This is a genomic window from Mycobacterium farcinogenes, from assembly GCF_019739075.1.
Classification (GTDB): Bacteria; Actinomycetota; Actinomycetes; order Mycobacteriales; family Mycobacteriaceae; genus Mycobacterium; species Mycobacterium senegalense.
This window is the reverse complement of record NZ_CP081673.1, coordinates 5199837-5216177: the sequence shown is the minus strand read 5'-3', so window position 1 is coordinate 5216177 and position 16341 is coordinate 5199837. Positions and strand designations below refer to the sequence as shown.

Sequence of the window (16341 nt, the reverse complement as noted above, 5' to 3'; positions counted from 1 at the left end):
CTCGCGTTGTGTGGTACGCCGGTTGCCGAACCGGCCCGAGTCAGTTGGAGTGGTGAATGACGGAACCGATCCTCGATCCTTCGGTCGATTACCCGCTGAGCATCCATCGCGAGGACCTGCTGTTCACCCCCAACGGCAAGCCGATCGGCGACATCACGATGGATGCGGTGATGTCTGGCGAGGTGGCCGCGTCGGATCTGCGGATCACCCCGCAGACCTTGCGCCTGCAGGCCCAGATCGCCGAGAAGGTGGGCCGGCGGCAGCTCGGCTCGAACCTGCGTCGCGCGGCGGAGATGACCGCCATCAGTGACGAGCGGGTGCTGCAGATCTACAACGCGCTGCGGCCCAACGCCTCCACGAAGGACGAACTCGACGCGATCGCCGACGAGTTGGACACGAAATACGGAGCGGCGTTGCTGGCCGGCCTCGTCCGCGAGGCCGCCGACGTCTACGAGCGCCGCGACATTCTGGCCACCAGCGAATAGGAGCACACCGGTGACGGCAGTATCGCCACAGCATTCCGCGGCCGGCCAACGCAGGCAGTCTGAGCGCACCAAGGTGCTCGAGGACCGGCCGGTCAACCTCGACGGCTTCGTCGAGGAATGGCCCGAGGTAGGCATGGTCGCGCTCGACAGCGAATTCGATCCCGCGCCCAGTGTGCGTGTCGCCGACGGAATGATCGTCGAGATGGACGGCCGGGACCGTGCCGAATTCGACTTCATCGACCAGTTCATCGCCGACCACGCCATCGACGTGGCGACCACCGAACAGGCCATGGCGATTCCGGCGGTCGAGATCGCCCGGATGTTGGTCGATCCGCACGTGACCCGCGACGAGGTGATCGCGGTGACCGGCGGCCTGACGCCGGCCAAGCTGCTCGAGGTCGCCAAGACGATGAACATCGTCGAGATCATGATGGGGATGCAGAAGATGCGGGCCCGTCGTACGACGGCCAACCAGGCACACTGCACCAGCGCTCGCGACAACCCGTTGCAGGTGGCCTGTGAGGCCGCCGAGGCGTCACTGCGCGGATTCTCGGAAGTGGAAACGACTTTGGGTGTGGTGCGCTACGCCCCGCTCGTGGCCATGGCACTGCAGATCGGCAGCCAGGTCGGTTGCGGTGGGCGTCTGACCCAGTGCGCGCTGGAGGAGGCCACCGAACTCGAGCTGGGCATGCGCGGGATCACCGCCTACGCCGAGACCATCTCGGTGTACGGCACCGAGTCGGTGTTCGTCGACGGCGATGACACGCCGTGGTCGAAGGCCTTTCTCGCGGCGGCCTACGCGTCGCGGGGGATCAAGATGCGGTTCACCTCCGGCACCGGTTCCGAGGTCCAGATGGGTAACGCCGAGGGCCGCTCGATGCTGTATCTGGAGATCCGGTGCATCTTGGTGGCGAAAGGCGCAGGCGTGCAAGGCCTGCAGAACGGCTCGATCTCGTGCATCGGCGTGCCGGGTGCGGTGCCGGCGGGTATCCGGGCGGTCGCGGCGGAGAACTTGATCGCCTCAGCGGTGGACCTCGAATGCGCGTCCGGCAATGACCAGTCCTTCTCGCACTCGCCCATGCGGCGGACGGCCCGCTTGTTGCCTCAGATGATGCCCGGCACCGATTTCATCACCTCCGGATACTCGGCAACACCCAACTACGACAACATGTTCGCCGGGTCCAACGTCGACGCCGAGGACTTCGACGACTTCAACACCATCCAGCGGGACCTGCAGATCGACGGCGGGTTGCGCCATGTCAACGAGTCCGAGATCCTCGCCGCGCGCAGCCGGGCGGGCAGGGCGCTGCAAGCTGTGTTCGCCTACCTCGATCTGCCCGCGATCACCGACGCGGAGATCGAGGCCGCGGTGTACGCCCACGGCAGCCGCGAACTGATCCCACGTGACGTCCTGGAAGACCTCAAAGGCGCACAACAGGTGATGGACCGCGGCGTGACCGGTCTGGATCTGGTGAAAGCTCTGGAATCCACCGGCTTCTCCGACATCGCCGAGAATCTGCTGGCCGTTCTGCGCCAACGGGTTTCCGGTGATCTCCTGCAGACCTCGGCGATCATGACGCGCGAGCTGCAGCCGCTGTCCGCGGTCAACGACCGCAATGACTATGCCGGGCCCGGCACCGGTTACCGCCCCACGGGCGCGCGCTGGGAGGAGATGAAGCGGCTGCGTCACGTGACCAGCGCCGAAAACCCTGAACTGGAGGTCGAGTGACATGTCGGCAGTGACCGGGCAGCGCACCCTGACGTTCACCGGCGAGCGGCCGGCCGAACCGGGGCAGCGCTCCGATGAAGTGGTGCTGGCGATTTCGCCGGCGTTCGCCGACTTCTTCAGTCAGACCATCGTCGGCCTGTCCCATGCCGAGGTGATCCGCCAGATCCTGGCCGGCATCGAGGAGCAGGAGGTGGCCGCACGATGCATCCGGGTCCGCCACAGCAGCGACCTCGCCGTCGTCGCGCATGCGGCGGCCAAGCTGAGCGGGTCGGGTATCGGCATCGGCATCCTGTCTCGCGGCACATCGATGATTCATCAACGTGATCTGCCGAGGTTGTCCAGCCTCGAGCTGTTCCCGCAGAGCCCACTGATGACGCTGGAGACCTATCGCCGCATCGGTTCGAACGCCGCGCAGTACGCCAAAGGCGAGTCGCCCGAACCGGTTCCGACGCTCAACGATCAGATGGCCCGACCCCGCTGGCAGGCCAAGGCGGCGCTGCTGCACCTGAAGGAGACCGAGCAGATCCGCAAGCAGGCCCGCCCGGTAGAGGTGACGCCGGAGTTCGCCGAGCTGACTTCCGAGGCCCTGGGTACCTGATGGCACTGACCGTTGTCGGTGTCGACATCGGCAACTCGACGACCGAGGCCAGTGCCGCGGTCGTCGCGACTGACGGCTCGGTCAGCTTCCGGGGCGCCGCGCTGACCCCGACGACCGGAGTCAAGGGCACGCCCCGCAACGTCGACGGCGTGGCCCAGGCGGTGGCTCGTGCGCTGGAGGCGAGCGCAATGGGGTTGGCCGACCTCGACGTCGTCTTGCTGAACGAGGCCACGCCGGTGATCAGTGGCATGGCGATGGAAACCATCACCGAAACGATCATCACCGAGTCGACGATGATCGGCCATGATCCCCGCACCCCGGGCGGTCGTGGTCTCGGGGTCGGGGTCACCGTCGCATTCGACGCACTGTCCCAAATCCGAACCGGGGCTGAGGTGATCGTGGTGGTCCCCAAGGCGGTGGACTTCGACGACGCTGCCCGCACGATCAATGCGGCCGGTGCACGCGGGATCGATGTGCGCGCGGTGATCCTGGGCAACGACGACGCCGTGTTGGTGGCCAACCGGCTCGACTCCGTGGTCCCGGTGATCGACGAGGTGTCGCGCATCGATGCGGTGCCGCTGGGCATGCTGGCCGCGGTCGAGGTGGCTGCGCCTGGCAACTCGATCCGGACCTTGTCCAACGCCTATGGGCTGGCCACGATCTTCGATCTGGACGCGGCGGCCACTAAAGTGATCTCCCCGGTGGCTCGGGCGCTGACCGGCAACCGCTCGGCGGTCGTGGTGCGCACCCCGGCGGGCGATGTCGCCGATCGCAGTATCCCGGCCGGCTCACTGGAGTTGTCGGGTGCGCACAAACGCGCGACGGTCGACGTATCGCGTGGTGCGTCGGAGATCATGAGCGCGGTCGAGCGAGTCGCCCCGCTGGCGGATGTGACGGGGGAGTCCGGCACCAACACCGGCGGCATGATCGCCAACGTCCGGCGCAGCATGGCCGAACTCTCCGGTCACGCACTTGCCGACGTCTGCATTCAGGATCTGCTGGCGGTGGACACCTTTGTGCCCCAAGAGGTTCGCGGCGGGGTTGCCGGTGAGGTGGCTCTGGAGAACGCGGTCGCGCTGGCCGCCATGGTCCGGACCCGGGAAAGCGGTATGCGTGCGGTGGCCGAGGAGGTGTGCAACCGGTTGCGGGCTGCCGGGGCCCGCGATGTCGAGGTGCGCGTCGGCGGTGTCGAAGCAGAGATGGCCGCGCTGGGGGCACTGACCACCCCGGGCAGCGACAAGCCGCTCGTGGTGCTCGATCTCGGTGGCGGCTCGACCGATGCCGCACTGATCGAGGTGGACGCCCAGATCGCTGCCGTGCACCTGGCCGGGGCGGGCGATCTGGTCACCAAGCTGATCGATGCCGAACTCGGCCTGGACAACCTGGAACTGGCCGAAGACATCAAACGATCACCACTTGGCAAGGCGGAGAGTTTCTTTCACGTTCGGCTGGAGAACGGCACCGTGATGTTCTTCGAGAAGCCGTTGCCTGCCGCATCGTTCGCGCGGGTGGTCACGCTGGACGAGTACGGCATGAATGCGATCCCCACCCGCCATTCCATGGACCGGATCAGATTGGTGCGCCGCGCGGCCAAGGAACGGGTTTTCGTCGTCAACGCGCTGCGTGCGTTGCGCACTGTCGCCCCCGGCGGCGACCTGCGACAGATCGGGTTCGTGGTGCTGCTGGGCGGCTGCGCGCTGGACTTCGAGATCCCCGAGCTCATCGCCGATGCCCTGGCTCCGTTCGGAATTGTCTGCGGCACAGGAAATGTGCGTGGGTCTGAAGGTCCGCGGAATGCGGTGGCCACCGGCTTGGTGGCGTCACACGCTCGGCTGGTCGGAGCGGGTGTCGGTGCGTAGTGGTGGTCAACCCGATCGTCCTGCGATCGTGGTGTTGAGTGCGGGCGGCCGCCAGGTCGAACGTGACGTCCTGGCGGGTATCGAAGAAGAAGGCGTGCCGTACCTGCTGATTGCCGGTGACGCGCAGGCGACGGCAGCGGAGCTGGCACGTCGCGCGGCGCTCAGGTCGCCGCTGCATGTCGGGGTGGGGATCGGCGCCAGGGGCGACGTGTGCGTGCAGCACTCCAAGTTGTCAGATCCGTTGCCGGAGTTGTCTTCCGGGCGCGAAACGGGCGCTGTGTCGGGGCGCGAACTGGGCCACAACGCCGCCCGGATCGTGGTCGGTCTGCCACTGAAACCCGACGATTGAGAACCAAATCGGTCGTTGGGGTAGACACCGCCGCGTAGTGGGGCAATAATCTTCGATTAAAGGTTGAGTTTCATACCTTTGAATAGGTCAACCAGCCGGATATCCGGCGTCGGTCCGGCGGTGTTGCCGGCGTAAAGGTTGGGTCACGGCGTACAGGACCGTCACCAGATGGCGGCGTCACATACGAGACAACCGTTGTAAACAAAGGAGTTTGACATGGCGGGTGTGGAAGGACACCTGGAGAGCGCTGACTATCTCCAGAAACGTCAGCTGAAGTCCGGCAGCGCCGGCTGGCTACTGCTGGCCGGTCTCGGCGTCAGCTACGTGATCTCCGGTGATTTCTCGGGCTGGAACTTCGGCCTCGAGCAGGGCGGCTTCGGCGGCCTGCTGATCGCGGTGGTGATCATCGCCGCCATGTACTTCTGCATGGTGCTGGGTCTGGCCGAGCTGTCCTCGGCCCTGCCCGCGGCCGGTGGCGGCTACACCTTCGCCCGCCGCGCGCTCGGACCGTGGGGTGGGTTCGCCACCGGGACCGCGATCCTGATCGAGTACTCGATCGCGCCCGCCGCGATCGCCACGTTCATCGGCGGCTACGTCGAATCCCTCGGTCTGTTCGGCATTCACAAGGGCTGGTGGATCTACCTGGCGGCCTTCGTCATCTTCATCGGTATCCACCTCGCCGGTGTGGGTGAGGCGCTGCGGTTGATGTTCGTCATCACCGCGATCGCCCTGCTGGGCCTGGTCATCTTCGCCGTCAGCGCCATCGGCAGCTTCGACGTCGCCAACCTGACCGACATCGCCCCCGACGCCGCCGCGGCAGGAGCATCGAGCTTCCTGCCGCACGGCTACCTGGGTATCTGGGCCGCCATCCCGTTCGCCATCTGGTTCTTCCTGGCCGTCGAGGGTGTGCCGCTGGCAGCCGAGGAGACCGCCAACCCCGAGCGCAACGTGCCGCGCGGCATCATCGCCGCGATGAGCGTGCTGATCCTCACCTGCGTGACGGTGCTGTTCCTCACCACGGGAGCCGGTGGCGCAGAAGCGATGTCGACGGTGGACGATCCGCTGGTGCAGGCGCTCGGCGGCAGCGGTTTCGCTGCCAAGGCCGTCAATTACATCGGTCTGTTCGGGCTGATCGCCAGCTTCTTCTCGATCATCTACGCCTACTCCCGGCAGACGTTCGCCCTCTCGCGGGCCGGCTACCTGCCCACCGGGCTGTCGGTGACCAACAAGCGCAAAGCCCCGACGCTGGCGCTGATCGTCCCCGGCGTCGTCGCCTTCCTGCTCTCACTGACCGGGCACGGCGACCTGATCCTGAACATGGCGGTGTTCGGCGCGGCGCTGAGCTACGTGCTGATGATGATCAGCCACATCACCCTGCGGGTGCGCGAGCCCAACATGCCGCGGCCGTACCGCACCCCGGGCGGCATCGTCACCACTGGCTTCGCCCTGATCATCGCGGTCGTGGCGCTCATCGCGACCTTCGTGGTCAGCCCGGTGGCCGCGGGCCTGTGCCTGGCAGTGTTCTGCGCGTTCATGCTCTACTTCGCGCTCTACAGCCGGCACCGCCTGGTGGCCAACTCACCCGACGAGGAGTTCGCGATGCTCGCGGAAGCGGAGAGTGCCCTGAAATGAAGTACCACCAGCAGGTCTCGGGGGTGAACTACAGCTTCGACGGTCTCGTCGAGGTGATGGCCAAGGCCACCCCGCTGCGCTCCGGCGATCAACTCGCCGGCTGCGCGGCCGAGCACGACGGTGAACGGGCCGCGGCCGCCTGGGTGCTCGCCGACCTGCCGCTGGAGGTCTTCCTCAACGAGGAGCTGGTGCCGTACGACACCGACGAGGTGACCCGGCTGATCATGGACAGCCATGACCGCCAAGCCTTTTCGGAGATCTCACATCTCACGGTCGGCGGCCTGCGGGACTGGCTGATGGACACCGCGGCGCACGATCACAGCGCGCAGCGGCTGGCCGCGGTCTCCCCGGGGCTGACCCCGGAAATGGTGGCCGCGGTCAGCAAGATCATGCGCAACCAGGATCTGATCGCGGTGTCGGCAGCGGCGGAGGTGACCGCGGCGTTCCGGACCACCGTCGGCGCCCGCGGCACCCTGGCCACCCGGCTGCAGCCCAACCATCCCACCGACGACCCGCGCGGGATCGCCGCGGCGGTGCTCGACGGGCTGCTGCTCGGCTGCGGTGACGCGGTGATCGGGATCAACCCGGCCACCGACTCGCCGCAGGCCACCGCGGACCTGCTGTACCTGCTGGATTCGATCCGCACCCGCTACGACATCCCGGCCCAGTCGTGCGTGCTGTCGCATGTCACCACCACCATCGGCTTGGTGGAGGCGGGGGCGCCGGTGGACCTGATGTTCCAGTCTGTGGCGGGTACCGAGGGCGCCAACACCGCCTTCGGGGTGAACCTGCAGTTGCTGCGGGAAGGCAACGAGGCGGCGCGGTCGCTCAACCGCGGCACCGTCGGCGACAACGTCATGTACCTGGAGACCGGGCAGGGCTCGGTGCTCAGTTCCGGTGCGCACCTGGGCGTCGGCGGCAAGCCCGTCGATCAGCAGACGCTCGAAGCCCGGGCCTATGCGGTGGCCCGCGACCTGCAGCCACTGTTGGTCAACACCGTCGTCGGGTTCATCGGGCCGGAGTACCTCTACGACGGCAAGCAGATCATCCGGGCCGGCCTGGAAGACCACTTCTGCGGCAAGCTGCTCGGCCTGCCGATGGGTGTGGACGTCTGCTACACCAACCACGCCGAGGCCGACCAGAACGACATGGACACCCTGCTGACGTTGTTGGCCGCGGCCGGGGTTGCCTTCGTCATCACCGTGCCGGGCGCCGACGACGTGATGCTCGGCTACCAGAGCCTGTCGTTTCATGACGTGCTGACCACGCGTCGCACCCTGGGTCTGCGTCCGGCCGCCGAGTTCGAGGCGTGGCTGCGCAGCGTCGGCATGGTCGACGACTCCGGCAAGCTGACCCCGTTCGACCTGGAGCGTTCCGTGCTGCGGTCGCTGACTTCCGCGGAGACGCCATGAGTTCCAATGATATTGCGGTTCAAGAGTTCTGGGATGAGCTGCGCAAGACCACCCAGGCCAGGATCGGGCTCGGTCGGGCCGGTAACGCGTTGCCCACCCGCCGAGTGCTCGAGCTGGCCGCGGCGCACGCCGCCGCCCGGGATGCCGTGCATGTGCCGCTGGACGTAGAGCGGCTCAGCGAAGCTGTCCGCGACGTCGGCATCGGCGAGCCGACCGTGGTGACCAGTAAGGCCACCTCGCGCGACGAATATCTGCGTCGCCCCGATCTCGGCCGGGCCCCCGCCGACGGCATGTCGGTGCCCGACACCCCGGCCGACATCGGCTTCGTGCTGGCCGACGGACTGTCGCCGACCGCGCTGGATCACCACGGTGCCGCACTGTTGGCGGCGTTGGTGGACCAGCTGAAAGACCGCTACACCTTGGCCCCGCCGGTGATCGCGACGCAGGCCCGGGTGGCGCTCGGTGACCACATAGGAGCGCAGGGGCACATGCGGACGGTTCTCGTCATCATCGGGGAGCGGCCCGGTCTGAGCGTGGCCGACAGCCTCGGCATCTACCTGACGCACCTGCCGATGCCCGGCCGAACCGATGCCGACCGCAACTGCATCTCCAACATCCACCCGCCCGACGGGCTGGGATACGCAGAAGCCGCGCGGGTGGCAGCCGGATTGGTCGACGGCGCACTGGCGCTCGGCCGCTCCGGCGTCGACCTGAAGGACACCTCCCGCACCTCCGCGCTCGACCCCACCAGCATGGCCCAGCTCAACTGAATCAGGAGTCTCAATGACCGCGCGTGCCGTCCTGTCCCTGCTCGCCGCGACCACTGTCGCCGTCACCATCGCTGGGTGCGGTTCCGGCGGTGATTCGGCGGAGCCGTCGACCGTCCAAACGCCGGCCGCCGGCTGCCGAACCCTGGCCGAAAACCCCGGCTGGTACGGCGACAATCGGGACAGGATCGACGCGATGCTCGCGGAACTGGGCACCTGCGGGGCCGACGGCTCGGTGGCCGACGGCGCCCCGCTGGCACTCTTCGACTGGGACAACACCGTGGTCAAGAACGACATCGGCGACGCGACGTTCTTCTGGATGGTCCGCAACGGCAAGCTGCGGGCACCCGCCGGCGGTGACTGGTCGACCACCAGCCCGTACCTGACCCCGCAGGCCACGGCCGCGCTGTCCAAGGCGTGTGCCGCGGCCAAGCCCGGTGAGCCGATGCCCACCAACACCGATCTGGGCTGCGCCGACGAGCTGCTGTCGGTCTACACCGATGGCGAGACGCGGGCCGACGAGCCGGCGTTCGCGGGTTTCAACGCCCGCCGGTTCGAGCCCTCGTATGCCTGGGCCGCGCAGATGCTGGCCGGCTGGCCCGAATCGGAGCTGACCAGTTTCGCCGAGGCCGCCCGCAAGGAGAATCTGGAAGCTGCCGAGGGCACCGAGCAGAAGGTCGGCAGTGGCGAGGAGACCGGCTGGGTTCGGTACTACCCGCAGATGAAGGATTTGGTGGAAACCTTGCGGGCGAACGGTTTCGATGTCCGGATCATCTCCGCGTCGGCCGAGCCGGTGGTGCGGGTCTGGGCGGCGGAGTTGGGCTTCACACCGGACAAGGTGATGGGTGTGCGCACCGAGCGCGACGGTGACGTGTTGACGTCGAAGCTCGTGCCGTGTGGTGGCGAGACAGCCATCCCGTACATCGAGGGCAAACGGTGCCGGGTCAACGAGGACGTCTTCGGTGTGAAAGGGCCGGCTGCGTTCGAGCAGCAGGCCGAACCCAAACGTGCCGCGTTCGGCGCCGGGGATTCCGACACCGACGTCACGTTCCTGACCGATGCCACCGCACTGCGCCTGGTGCTCAACCGCAACAAGACCGAGTTGATGTGCACGGCGTACGACAACTCTGACGGTCGCTGGCTGGTCAACCCGATGTTCATCGATCCCAAGAAGAAGCAGGGTGACCCGTACGACTGCGCGACCGAGGGCTACATCGAGCCCAGCGGTAAGGAAGCCCCGCTGCACCGTGCGGACGGCAGTGTGGTGCCTGACCAGCAGGACGCGGTGTCCTAAGTGTCGAGCGTTGGCCTGTGTGCGAGATTTCTCGAAAAACTGGCACACAAGCCAACGTTCGTCAGTGCGGAGCCCCTGCGGAGCGCAGGGCGGCACGAGTGCGACCGATGATCGTGGCTTGGCGATACCTGAGCAGGTCGGCGCCGACACGGACGATGCGCCACCCCAGGTCCTCGTATTCGACGGTCTGGTCGATATCCCGTGTGCGCTGCCCCGGATCGGTCCAGTGCTGAATACCGTCGTACTGGACCCCCACTTTCCACTCCGGCCAACCCATGTCGATGCGACCGACCTGTCGGCCGTGGTCGAACACCTCGATCTGGGTGTGCGACGGACGCATGCCCGCCTCGGTATACAGCAGTCGGAGCCGGGTCTCCTGTGGTGACTCGGCACCGTCGTCGGCCAGCTGGAGCACCCGCCGCAGTTGCACCACACCTCGAGCCCCACGGTGCCGATCGGCCATTGTCGCCACATCGGCGAGTTTCAGACGAGTTGCCTGGATGAGTGCATCGACACGGATGACGGCGGTTGTGACGCCGCGTCGACGGCCGAGATCGAATGCTGTGCGTTCTGGTGTGGTGGTGCGGATGCCGCGGATCAGCGAGGTCTCGCCGTCAAGCAGGGTGTCGCTGTGGATGAGAATGCCGGGCGGTTGCGAGCGACTCGGTTGGTTGAGTTCGGCCGGGTGCTTGGCATCGATCCACAATGTGCCGTGAAGAGCGGCGGCCGACAGACCGACTGCGATTGCCTGCCGACCTGACCACAGCCACGCCGCCACGGCTTTGTCCTTCGGCGTCAGCTCGGTGCCCGTCGGCACGTAGACGTTGCGGAACACCGGTTCATAACGGGTGCGCAGGCTGTACCGGTTGAGCTTGCCGGCGGCCAATGCCTCAGTGCCCAGAAATGGCATGCGAATAGGACGCCGGCGGACGGGTTGCCGGTTCCCCTTGGCGCGAGCGTTGGCTTGTGTGCGAGATTTCTCGGAGAACTGGCACACAAGCCAACGCTCGGCGCCGAAAGCCGCGTTTTGACCTGCACCGACGCCCACCGGTAAGCTGCTCCGTTGGTGTGTGCTGCCCTTTTGGGCATGCGTCCCGGGTCAACGTCGGTCGCCGGGATGCGGTAGCGCACTCACCTGACCGGCATCTAACCCGAGAAGAAGAGGTAAGCGCTGTGCCTACGTACACGCCGAAGGCGGGTGACACCACGCGTCAGTGGTATGTCATCGACGCCCAAGACGTGGTGCTCGGCCGGCTCGCCGCTGCAGCTGCCAATCTGCTGCGCGGCAAGCACAAGCCGACATTCACGCCCAATGTCGATGGCGGCGACTTCGTCATCGTCATCAACGCCGACAAGATTTCCGTCAGCGGCAACAAGCTGACCAACAAGTTCGCTTACAGCCACTCGGGTTACCCGGGCGGTCTGCGCAAGCGCACCATCGGCGAGCTGCTGGAGAAGCACCCGACCCGCGTCGTCGAGAACGCGATCATCGGGATGCTGCCGCACACCAAGCTCGGTCGGCAGATCCAGAAGAAGCTCAAGGTCTACGCCGGCCCGGATCATCCGCACGCCGCGCAGCAGCCGGTTCCGTACGAGATCAAGCAGGTGGCCCAGTGACCGAAACGATTGAGAACGGCGACGTGGTCGAAGCCGTGACCGAGAGCGTCGAGGTGGAGCAGGAGCACCGCGAGCCGGTCATCATCGACCGTCCCATCCAGACCGTGGGCCGCCGCAAGGAGGCCGTGGTCCGGGTGCGCCTGGTGCCCGGCACCGGCCAGTTCAACCTGGACGGCCGCAGCCTGGAGAACTACTTCCCGAACAAGGTGCACCAGCAGCTGATCAAGGCTCCGCTGGTCACCGTCGACCGCCTCGAGCAGTTCGACATCTACGCCCACCTCGATGGTGGCGGCCCCTCGGGTCAGGCCGGCGCGCTGCGCCTGGCGATCGCCCGTGCGCTGATCCTGGTGCAGCCGGAAGACCGGCCTGCCCTCAAGCGTGCCGGCTTCCTGACGCGTGACCCGCGTGCCATCGAGCGCAAGAAGTACGGCCTCAAGAAGGCCCGCAAGGCGCCTCAGTACAGCAAGCGCTGATCGCCTCGCCTTTACGGCCGAACGAACCCGCCGGGTGTGTCCTGTACGCACCCGGCGGGTTTGTTTTTTGCCTGCATGCACTTCGCCGAGTTCTACATCTGGGCTGCTCTGGCGGCATTTCGCGACCGTGGTGTCGAAAGCGGCGCCGTGTGCGCAGAATTTTTTTCGCGGATTGTGGTTTGAGCCTCGTAAAGACGTGGAAGCCAACTCCCCGGAGGGCTGGGGGCCGCTTTGTGTCAGCAGAGGTCGTGCCCGCAGGAAGTTCCTGCCACCGGTGATCGTCGTGCCGACGTCGGGGGACCGGATGCCGCTTTCCCATCGGAAGGAGTAATTGTGGGGAACTTCGTGAAGACAGCGGCCGCAGGCGCGATGCTCGGCGGGTCGCTGCTGTTCAGCGTCGGCCTGGGGATCGCCCATGCGGCGCCGGAGACGGCCGGCGACGGCAAGGTGAATCTCACCCTTGGCAATGTCTCGGTTCTGGAGAACGTCGATGACGCCGCGGCCGCCCAGATCGCGGCGGGGGTGTGTGAGAACACCGACACCGCATCGTTGACCACCGCCGTCCAGGGGGTCGACGCGAACGGCACTGATCACGTGGTCTGCACCAACAACCTCGGGACCATCTCGTTCAGCCAGAACGGCACCGCGGAGCGGCCGGGTAGCGCCGCTCAGGGGACGGCGCCGCACAGCCTGGCTCCGACGACGGCGCCCAGCACCGTGGCGCCGGGAGGCACCCACTCGTCGTCCGATACTGACGGCAGCTAGCGATTTCTCACTGATCCCCGCCCGCGAATTCGACCGCGGGCGGGGATCGGCCATCACGGACGGGTATCGATCTGGCCCCGGGATGGTCGCTGACCTCGTCGGTTGTGTTTCGGGCGGCCAATTATGAGAAGTTTAAGGGCATGGCTCGACTGTTCGGCACCGACGGAGTGCGCGGAGTCGCCAATCGCGATCTGACTGCTGAACTGGCAGTTGCACTCGGTTCGGCGGCGGCCCGGCGTCTCGGCAATTCCACAGGTAAGGGCCGTCGGCTTGCCCTGGTGGGCCGGGATCCGCGGGCCAGCGGCGAGATGCTGGTGCCGGCGATGCTGGCCGGCATTGCCAGTGAAGGGGTCGACGTCTTACGGGTCGGTGTCTTGCCGACCCCCGCAGTGGCCTACCTGACCAGCGCCTACGATGCCGATTTCGGCGTGATGATCTCTGCCTCACACAACCCGATGCCCGACAACGGCATCAAGATCTTCGGTCCCGGCGGGCACAAGCTCGACGACGCCGCCGAAGACCGTATCGAGGAGTTGGTGAACGGGGGACCGGGGCTGCGACCGACGGGCGCCGGCATCGGCCGGGTTCTCGACGCCGACGACGCGCTGGACCGCTACCTGCGCCATGTCAGCAAGGCCGTCACCACTCGACTCGACGGCCTCACCGTCGTCGTCGACTGCGCCAACGGCGCGGCGTCGACGGCCGCCCCGCAGGCCTACCGGGCCGCCGGGGCCAACGTCATCGCGATCAACGCCGAGCCCAACGGCCTCAACATCAACGACGGCTGCGGGTCCACTCATATGGAGGTGCTGCAGGCCGCTGTCGTCGAGCACGGTGCCGATCTGGGTCTGGCCCACGACGGCGACGCCGACCGGTGCCTGGCCGTGGATGCGGCAGGGCGGGTCATCGACGGCGACGCGATCATGGTCGTGCTGGCACTCGCGATGCAGGAAGCCGGCGAGTTGGCCTCGAACACGCTGGTGGCCACGGTGATGAGCAACCTGGGATTGCACCTGGCCATGCGGGCAGTCGGGATCGACGTCCGCACCACCGCTGTGGGTGACCGCTACGTGCTGGAGGAACTGCGGGCCGGTGAGTTCTCGCTCGGCGGCGAGCAGTCGGGGCACATCGTGTTGCCGGGCTTCGGCACCACCGGGGACGGCATCGTCACCGGCCTGCGGCTGATGTCGCGGATGGCGCAGACCCGCTCCACCTTGGCGGCCTTGGCCGAGCCGATGCACACGCTGCCGCAGGTTCTGATCAATGTGCAGGTCGACGACAAGGCGACGGTGGCCAAGTCGCCGTCCGTGCAGTCCGCCGTGGCACAAGCTGAGGCCGAACTCGGCGATACCGGACGAATCCTGTTGCGGCCCTCGGGCACTGAGCAGGTGGTTCGGGTGATGGTCGAGGCGGCTGACGAGAACACGGCGCGGATGCTGGCGGTGCGGGTGGCCGATTCGGTCAGCGGCCAGTCGGTCTGACGAGCGCTCGCGCGAGGAACATTCAAACCCGAGGGAACCGGATGCTGCCCGGCTGCGTCTAAACCGGGCATGGGAGATGTAAGCGCCGCGCGGGTCGACGCCGAGGCGTTACGACAGGTGGCGCGGGAGCACCGGGCGGCCGCCGACATCATCGAGTCCGCTGCCCAGGTGCGGCTCCGGTTCGACGGGGCGGCGGCCGGTCGCGAACACGTCGCCTCGGGCAACTCGGTGCGGGCCGCGCTCGACGAACGGATCGCGTCCCTTCGGCAGTGGGCCCGGGCGGCAGGCGAGGTCGCCGAGGTATTGACGAGCACCACCGACCGATACCTCGCCGCAGACGCCGACGCGGCTGCCCGGGTGGGCTGAGTTATGGTCCAGAGCGCTGACGTCGCAGGGCGTCTGGACCAGGGACAGTCCGCCGTCGAGACCTTCGCCGAGTTCGTCTGGGCCTGCGCACTTCTGGGCTACCAGAACCCAGACCTCACCTCCTACGTCGGCCAGGTGCACGATTGGTACGCCACCGAAGATGGCCTGGACCTGCCGGTGCTCGACGCCGATTGTGCGGCGTTGACCGCGGTTGCCGGGCGGGCCGAGCAGGCGCTGGGGCTGCAGGACGCTCAGCTGAGCGCACTTGATCTGGCCTGGCAGGGGCGCGGTGCGCAGGCCGCACGGGAATTCCTGTACCGCCACGCTGATGCGGCCCGGCAGGCGGTATCGGCCGTGCGAGCAGCGGTCGACACGCTGACGCTGCTGCACGACCAACTGTGGCGGGCGGTCGACACCAAGGTCGCGGTGACAGAACGTATCGAAGCGCGATGTGCGGCGCAGCGCCAGGACTGGTTGGCGGCGGCGCGTGCCGTGCGGACCGGACTCGGGAATCGCGACCTGGCCAGCGAGTTGATCGACGCACAGGTGAAGCCCTTCGTTTCCAACGACATCGGCGCCGACTGGGTGCCCGCGATGCGTTCGGCGAGAGCCGCGGTATCCGACGCCTACGCCGCGGCGATCACCGCGCTGTCCGATGGCCCGGCGCCGGTGTTCGAGATCCCCGGTGATCTTGGGCCGGCGTGGACACCTCGCGTCGGCGCGGCGGTGTCGGCGGTAGGCGGTGCCCGCACCGTTCCGGTGGGATTCGTAGCACCGGCCGATTCCGCCCCAGTGCCCTGGGGATCCACTGCCGGGTCCGCTGGCGCGACGCCGCCGATCGGTCAGATGCCTGCTGCTGCACCGACTCTCGCGCCACCGGCGGTCGGTTCGGCCGCAGCGCCCGAGCAGGCCGTGCTGCCGGCCGTCAGTCCGGCCGCAGCGGATCCGACGGCCGGGTGGGGTTCGCCGTCGGGTGACGGTTTGTCCGGTGGCGGTTTGTCCGGCATGGGTTCCGGGATGTCGGGCCTGGGCCGGCAACTCGCTGACATGCTCGACGGGTTGATCGGATCAACCGACGGTGCGCTGGGTTCGAACGCCGACGACGCCCTGCCCGGGCAGCTCGACCCACCGGAAACCGCCGACGCGGCCGACGAGTTGGACGACGCAGATGACGCCGGCGAGGAGGAAGACGAGGAGGAACCGGACCTCGAACCGGATGACGACGACGTGGAAGCCGAAGACCTTGCGGCCGAGGAGGATAACGTGGCGGACGACGACCCTGCCGAAGCGAAGGCCGAGGAGATTTCGGCCGCGGTGCCCGGGTCCGTGCCTCCCGAAACCACTGTCGAGCCTGCCGCCGAACCGGTGCCCGTCGTCGCTCCCGGTGCCCCGGTTCCGCCGGACGACGCGGCGGTTGTCCCGGCCGACGAGACGCCGTGCGCGATCGCGGCCGACGAGCTACCCCAGGTCGGCGGCTAGCGGGGCATCGCTGACAACCGTCGTGGTCACCCGGG

Annotated in this window: 16 protein-coding genes; 15 read left to right on the top strand and 1 reads right to left on the bottom strand. The window is 67.4% G+C overall.

What is annotated here, in order from left to right:
• Positions 1–56 precede the first annotated feature (56 nt).
• From K6L26_RS24890 to K6L26_RS24850, 9 genes are all read left to right on the top strand, one after another.
• On the top strand, positions 57–485 hold the full coding sequence (locus K6L26_RS24890; RefSeq protein ID WP_019347562.1) for a diol dehydratase small subunit: 429 nt from the start codon (positions 57–59) through the stop codon (positions 483–485).
• 10 nt (positions 486–495) lie between these two features.
• Positions 496–2214, top strand: a complete 1719-nt coding sequence (locus K6L26_RS24885; protein ID WP_221851892.1) for a propanediol/glycerol family dehydratase large subunit — start codon at positions 496–498, stop codon at positions 2212–2214.
• A 1-nt stretch (position 2215) separates the two neighbouring features.
• Complete coding sequence (locus K6L26_RS24880) at positions 2216–2812, top strand: propanediol/glycerol family dehydratase medium subunit (RefSeq protein ID WP_019347560.1); 597 nt, start codon at positions 2216–2218, stop codon at positions 2810–2812.
• Positions 2812–4671 carry a diol dehydratase reactivase subunit alpha gene (locus K6L26_RS24875; RefSeq protein ID WP_221851890.1) on the top strand — a complete coding sequence of 620 codons (1860 nt, stop codon included), beginning with the start codon at positions 2812–2814 and terminating at the stop codon, positions 4669–4671. The genes K6L26_RS24880 and K6L26_RS24875 overlap by 1 nt, the downstream gene beginning before the upstream one ends.
• A gap of 28 nt (positions 4672–4699) precedes the next feature.
• On the top strand, positions 4700–5020 hold the full coding sequence (locus K6L26_RS24870) for a glycerol dehydratase reactivase beta/small subunit family protein (protein WP_245008638.1): 321 nt from the start codon (positions 4700–4702) through the stop codon (positions 5018–5020).
• Between the two features lie 216 nt (positions 5021–5236).
• On the top strand, positions 5237–6652 hold the full coding sequence (gene eat, locus K6L26_RS24865; RefSeq protein WP_221851886.1) for an ethanolamine permease: 1416 nt from the start codon (positions 5237–5239) through the stop codon (positions 6650–6652).
• Positions 6649–8064, top strand: a complete 1416-nt coding sequence (locus K6L26_RS24860; protein ID WP_036389004.1) for an ethanolamine ammonia-lyase subunit EutB — start codon at positions 6649–6651, stop codon at positions 8062–8064. The genes eat and K6L26_RS24860 overlap by 4 nt, the downstream gene beginning before the upstream one ends.
• Positions 8061–8834: an ethanolamine ammonia-lyase subunit EutC gene (gene eutC / locus K6L26_RS24855; RefSeq protein WP_019347556.1), complete on the top strand. Its 774-nt coding sequence runs from the start codon at positions 8061–8063 to the stop codon at positions 8832–8834. Before K6L26_RS24860 ends, eutC begins: the two co-directional genes overlap by 4 nt.
• 13 nt (positions 8835–8847) lie before the next feature.
• Positions 8848–10125 carry an HAD family hydrolase gene (locus K6L26_RS24850; protein ID WP_221851884.1) on the top strand — a complete coding sequence of 426 codons (1278 nt, stop codon included), beginning with the start codon at positions 8848–8850 and terminating at the stop codon, positions 10123–10125.
• Positions 10126–10186: 61 nt separating this feature from the next.
• Here the strand turns inward: K6L26_RS24850 and K6L26_RS24845 are convergent, their stop codons facing one another.
• Complete coding sequence (locus K6L26_RS24845) at positions 10187–11035, bottom strand: hypothetical protein (protein WP_221851882.1); 849 nt, start codon at positions 11033–11035, stop codon at positions 10187–10189.
• Positions 11036–11298: 263 nt separating this feature from the next.
• On the opposite strand from K6L26_RS24845, the gene rplM reads away from it, so the two are divergent.
• From rplM to K6L26_RS24815, 6 genes are all read left to right on the top strand, one after another.
• Positions 11299–11742, top strand: a complete 444-nt coding sequence (gene rplM / locus K6L26_RS24840) for a 50S ribosomal protein L13 (protein WP_019347553.1) — start codon at positions 11299–11301, stop codon at positions 11740–11742.
• 8 nt (positions 11743–11750) lie between these two features.
• Positions 11751–12215, top strand: coding sequence for a 30S ribosomal protein S9 (rpsI, locus tag K6L26_RS24835; protein WP_085980482.1), 465 nt, complete (start codon positions 11751–11753; stop codon positions 12213–12215).
• 333 nt (positions 12216–12548) lie between these two features.
• Positions 12549–12980 (top strand): hypothetical protein, encoded by a 432-nt coding sequence (locus K6L26_RS24830; protein ID WP_019347551.1) that lies wholly within the window; start codon positions 12549–12551, stop codon positions 12978–12980.
• 140 nt (positions 12981–13120) lie between these two features.
• Positions 13121–14461 carry a phosphoglucosamine mutase gene (gene glmM / locus K6L26_RS24825; RefSeq protein ID WP_221851881.1) on the top strand — a complete coding sequence of 447 codons (1341 nt, stop codon included), beginning with the start codon at positions 13121–13123 and terminating at the stop codon, positions 14459–14461.
• Between the two features lie 69 nt (positions 14462–14530).
• Positions 14531–14827, top strand: a complete 297-nt coding sequence (locus K6L26_RS24820; RefSeq protein WP_043370201.1) for a type VII secretion target — start codon at positions 14531–14533, stop codon at positions 14825–14827.
• Positions 14828–14830: 3 nt separating this feature from the next.
• Positions 14831–16306, top strand: coding sequence for a hypothetical protein (locus tag K6L26_RS24815; protein WP_221851880.1), 1476 nt, complete (start codon positions 14831–14833; stop codon positions 16304–16306).
• Positions 16307–16341: the final 35 nt, after the last annotated feature.